The organism is Archangium sp. (assembly GCF_036388035.1).
Taxonomy (GTDB): Bacteria; Myxococcota; Myxococcia; order Myxococcales; family Myxococcaceae; genus Archangium.
This window is the reverse complement of the sequence record NZ_DASVSO010000461.1, coordinates 1-3,218: the sequence shown is the minus strand read 5'-3', so window position 1 is coordinate 3,218 and position 3,218 is coordinate 1. Positions and strand designations below refer to the sequence as shown.

Sequence of the window (3,218 nt, the reverse complement as noted above, 5' to 3'; positions counted from 1 at the left end):
GATGGGAGCGCCGACGTACGAGCCAACTCCGAAGTCGATCAGCACGGGCCGCTCGTTCTTGCCCTTGATGATGATGTTCTCGGGCTTCAGGTCTCGATGAAAGACACCCTGGAGGTGGACTTCTCCGAGGGTGAGAGCGGTCTCCAGCGTGATGCGAGCAGACTTGCGCGCCGATGGGTTCTCCACTTCGGCGAACTCCTCCAAGGTCATGCCGGACACAAAGTCCGTCACGATGTAGGGAGTCCCGATCTTCGGATCGAGCCACCTATCGCACGCGCGAAAGCGAACGACACAGGGGTTCTCCAGGAGAAGAAGGATGCCGATCTCCCGCCGCTCGCGTGCGCCAAGCTCACTCGACCGAAGCATCTTCACGGCGAAGAACAGACCCGAGCGCTCCGCCTTGAAGACGGTGCCGAAGCCACCAGAGCCGATCTTCTCCAAAATGCGGTAGTCGCCGACCATTTCCCCCGGTTCTGGGTGCCTGAAGACAAGTCCCACGAGTGCTACCTCCGAAGTCGCGGAGTGTAGCAGAACCAGAGAACTCCTGTTGTCCCACCAGAAGGAACCCTCGGAGACTCAGTGGTTCAAGGGATGAGGCCGGCGCGAGCCAGAGGCCAGAATCGCAGCCAGGCCCGTCCTTTGACGTGTTGTGTTGGCAGGAGGCCCCAGATGTGGGAGTCACTGCTGACATTCCGGTTGTCGCCCAGGACGAAGAGCATGCCCTCGGGAATGCTCGCGGGTCCCCAGGCATAGGCCGGAGGCGCCGCGACGTAGGGCTCCCGGAGCGGCGTCCCATCGACAAGCACCTGCCCGTCCCGCACCTGCACCTCCTGACCGGGCAGGGCAATGACTCGCTTGATGGCGATGGACTCCTGGAGGGAGCCCGAGCGCGCGAGCGCTGGAGGCGGCTCGAACACGACGATGTCCCCGACCCTGGGGAGGTGGAGCCGGTAGGACAGCTTGTCCACCACGAGCCGATCTCCCACGGCCAGCGTCGGTGCCATCGAGTCGGACACGATGAGCTGTGGCTGGACGACAAAGCCTCGCAGCACCAGCGCCCATACCAGCAATGCTCCCGCGAGCCCCGCCTTCCAGAGGTGGCGTTTCTGAAGGTTTCCAGTTTCCCCGGCATGAGCCATTGCGTTGGTTTTTCTCATCAAGCTCAGTGGTCAACTGTGTAGACTGAAAGACGGGACGTCCCTTCGGACCGGGACATCCCATGAAGAGCAAACCACGCAACAGGAGGCAATAACATGAAGTCCCTGAAGATTGGACTCATTGGCTTGCTGCTCGGAGCTGCCGTGGCTGTCGGAACCGCGACGGTGGGCAGCGAGGAGACGGCCGCTCGGACATGCTGCTCGAAGTGTTCCCCTAATTATGACGAATGCATGGAGGCCTGCACCCTTGATACCTGGGAGGCCTGCGACCAGTCCTGCGGTACGGTGTGTAGCCGCACATGCGACTCCAGCTGTTGAGTTCCCTCCTGGCGGAGTCCTGAAATGAAAACCGGGCTGGAGTCCCCGAGGTCCCCAGCCCGGTTTTTCATTTCCAGGCCCTTATCGAGACGGCGAAACTGTGCGGAGTGGGACCCAAGTGCTACCTGCGTGAGGCCGCGCCGGCCGCCCTGCGTGAAGAAGCGCTTCCCCTGCATCATCCCAGCCCGAGAAAGCCTCGCCAGGAGAACAGATGCATCGAGCGCTCGGTCTGCATCGAAGGAGCCTCGCTCATGTCTGGCCTGAAGGGCCTGTCACCCTCATGGGACCTCGACAAGAACCGCCCCCGCAAGTCCTGGTGCCCCGACGGAAACAGCCAGCGCGGCGTTCGCCTCCGTCTCCTCGGCCTTCATGAGGAGCCGCAGTGCGCCCGGTGCTGGTTCGCGTAATCCGGCCACGGGAGGCAGCAGGCCCCGGCGCAGACAGCTCGCCAGCGCGATGAGCTGGACCACGGGGGCCGCCGCGCCGAGCTGCCCCATCGCGGAGGCCATTGCCGTCAGACAGGCACCTTCGTCCACGAGCGCCGCGAGGGCCTCGCGCTCCGCCGCGTCGAACGCCACGTCCGCGCGAGCCGCTCCGTCGATGACCCGTATTCCGGGCGTCACCAGACGTGAGGCCACCCGGGCGAGGGTCTCCGGACGTGGAGACCCCTTGCTGCCGTCCGCTCCGTCCGCGGCCTCGGCCCAGGCGAGTGCCCGCTTCCCGGCGCGCTCCACCGGCTCCAGCACCACCGCCGCCGCCGCCTCGCCAGGGACGAAACCCGCCGCGCGTGCGCTGTAGGGGGGCTCCAGCGCCTCCAGGCCCGCGCGATTCGCCGCGCCGCTCGCGCCCAGCTCCACCAGCACCTCCGGCTCCAGCAGCGTCTCCTCCGCGAGCACGATGGCCACGTCCACCGCCCCCGCCGCGAGCGCTCGCTGTGCCGAAGCCAGTGCTTGCGCCCCCGCGTTCGCGCCTCCGAACGTCATCCCCTCCCCGCGCGCATTCAGCGCGATGGAGACCAGGGCGTGTGCGTTGTTCGACAGGTGCTGGAGCATCCAGAACGGGTGCAGTCCCTTGAGCCCGCGCTCCCAGGACTCGCGGCCCTCCGGCGTCTGCCTTTCGAGCGCGGGCATCATCTCCTCCCAGTGCGCCCGCAGCCCGCCGAAGCCCGCGAAGAGGCCCACACGCTCCCCTCCCTGGACGCCCGCCTGCTCCGCCGCCTCGCGCGCCACCTCCAGGGCGAAGCGCCCCATCCGGCGCAGGAAGCGCCCCTCCCGAGACCGCGCCGGCTGCACCCCGAGCGGCGCCACCAGGCGGCATGCATACGCATCAGCCGGCAAGCCTTCCGGAGGCCGGGCCGCGCGCTCGCCCGCCAGCAGTCGAGTTACACCCTGCTCCACCGTCACGCCCAGCGGCGTCCGCCAGGCCCAGCCCGTCACCGCCGCCTTCATGACACCCTCCCGAGCGCCACGGTGACGTTCTGCCCACCAAAGCCGAAGGAGTTGGAGAGAATGACGTCCACCCGTGCCGATCGGGGCATGGGGCCGATGATGTCCAGGTCGCACTCCGGATCCCGCTCCTGGAGGTGCGCCGTGCCCGGGAGCAGATCGCGCTCGAAGGCGAGCAGGCTCGCGGCGATCTCCACCGCGCCCGACGCGGCCATCAGGTGCCCCACCGCGCCCTTGATGGAGCTCACGGCGACGGTCTCGGCGTGCGGACCGAGTGCCCCCCGGATGGCCTTAACCT

General features: G+C 67.2%; 3 protein-coding genes and 1 pseudogene. All 4 read right to left on the bottom strand.

The window, feature by feature from the left end; genetic code table 11:
- The coding region (locus tag VF697_RS18485; protein WP_331096791.1) for a serine/threonine protein kinase at window positions 1-462 on the bottom strand (462 nt) is incomplete at its 3' end.
- Window positions 463-584: 122 nt separating this feature from the next.
- Entirely contained in the window at window positions 585-1,139 is a 555-nt protein-coding gene (gene lepB / locus VF697_RS18480; protein ID WP_331096789.1) for a signal peptidase I, read from the bottom strand.
- 614 nt (window positions 1,140-1,753) lie between these two features.
- A complete protein-coding gene (locus VF697_RS18475; RefSeq protein ID WP_331096787.1) occupies window positions 1,754-2,923 on the bottom strand; it encodes a beta-ketoacyl synthase N-terminal-like domain-containing protein in 1,170 nt (389 codons plus the stop codon).
- Window positions 2,920-3,218: pseudogene (locus VF697_RS18470) on the bottom strand (beta-ketoacyl-[acyl-carrier-protein] synthase II); the annotation flags it as partial. The pseudogene VF697_RS18470 and the gene VF697_RS18475, both read right to left, overlap by 4 nt.